Here is a 1,722-nt window from a genome sequence, read left to right on the forward strand (position 1 = left end):
ACCGCGGTAGTCATTGTTGATGACACGCACGATAAACGATGCACCCCGGGACTGTTTGGGATTGTGACAGAGATTAAAGAGGGAAGGAAGAATGAGAGATAACACACTGGGATGGGTTAGTCACCGACGCACACTGCTGGTTGTGCTCATTGCTGCCGTTATCATGGGGTCATCGATACCTGTATGGGCCGTGGTACTGAGTCATCCAACAGGGAAGATTGAGGGTCGAGCTCCAGCGGCGACGGGTGAACTATCGATATTGATGCCGGACGGGGAAACCACGCTTGTTGATAACGCACTAGTCATGGGGGCCGAGACGCCGAACGAGTTGACGCTCGCGGCGCTGTCACCGGGTGTGGTGTATTCGGATGAGGATGGTGACGAGCAAGGAACACCCGGTATAACATTCACGCCTTCAACTGTAGTCTGGACGTGGAAGGGGCCCAATGGGACTAAGTTAACGACCGCGCAACTGAAGCAGACCTTTGCAACAAATTTTGCACACAATGACACCCTAACGGTGCAAGTTAGTGTCCCGGTGCTCAGCACGTCACTGACGGGTAACCCGAGGACGTCAAGTCCGTTAATCCCGATTACCTCGCCCATTTACCGTGTCAGAGTCCTAATACCGGCTATACGCGTTAATGGTTATACGTTTAAGTGGAACAGTGGATTCCCGACGACGGGATTTGTGGGGGCGACGTATCAGCTACACATGAATGGGGTCGATGCGACAGCAAATGGAAACTACACCTATACAGTAAACCAACTCTGGGCGACGGTGGACACAGACGGTGTAGTCACGTTCACGGGCGCACCGACATCGGCAGCAGACAACAAGTTACGCGTCGTCGCTAAAAATAACGATGGAAGCGCTGACGTGCAGGTAATCCAAACAACAATCTCACGGTGGTTTGTCAACGGGGGGCAATTAGTAGCCAGCCAAGACAACGCCATAAAGTACTGTACGGATTTGGGTGACGGGTACGCGGCACCGGGATACGACGAAGGGGCGGGTGGATCGCGATCAACAGAAAGGTTCGGCGGACAGTGGGGAAACCCCCACGAGTTCGGGGGGGGGTGGGCTGTTCCCCAGACTAGTAACGGCGTCTATTACTGGACAAAAAACAAGTATTCGGCATCGGGGGGAGATCGCATAAACGGGTACACGTTTGCGTACGGGGTTGGTACAGGGGCGTCGTCGTTGATACCGGAAAGAAGGAAGAAAGCGCAATCATCGAGCCAATTCATATTCTGCATCAAGTTATTATAAGTTAACAGTAAAAGAGACGGGGAGGTCAAAATCAATCCGAGCCATAAACGTTTGAGTTAGTGCTGGGGGTAAAAACTGCGAAAGCGATACCGGTCTGCAACCGACATCGATACACGAGGCCTGATTGTGATGTTACGTTAACACTAGGTATCAACCTAGGCAAAACCCAGTACGAGAGCGCACAAAGCCACTTATGCCCGCGCCTGACATAGTCCACCACCCTATCCTGCTGCATTTGGGCAGGCAAGTAGGTTGTACGCTTTTCTTGCCTCATTGATGACCGGCGGTGTTCGCACCGTGGATGCGCGGGCAGAAGCGGTGTCAGTAACAAGGTCAGGCATTTAAGCACTACCGCATCACCGAGATATGGCGTTGATTGTAGGACAACCTAATTTTACTGAGTTATCGAATGTTTACCGGGGTCACTATCCCCTGAATAAGGAGTCTGA

The 1,722-nt window shown here is 52.3% G+C and carries 1 protein-coding gene; it reads left to right on the forward strand.

The features are described from left to right. Positions 1-91 precede the first annotated feature (91 nt). Entirely contained in the window at positions 92-1,273 is a 1,182-nt protein-coding gene (locus tag YWE_RS0120860) for a hypothetical protein (RefSeq protein WP_029096206.1), read from the forward strand. Positions 1,274-1,722: the final 449 nt, after the last annotated feature.

It is taken from the genome of Budvicia aquatica DSM 5075 = ATCC 35567, assembly GCF_000427805.1.
GTDB lineage: Bacteria > Pseudomonadota > Gammaproteobacteria > Enterobacterales > Enterobacteriaceae > Budvicia > Budvicia aquatica.

Bases quoted from the DNA above. Each gene is read 5' to 3' on its own strand.
- YWE_RS0120860 (WP_029096206.1), top strand. From the start codon at position 92: ATGAGAGATAACACACTGGGATGGGTTAGTCACCGACGCACACTGCTG.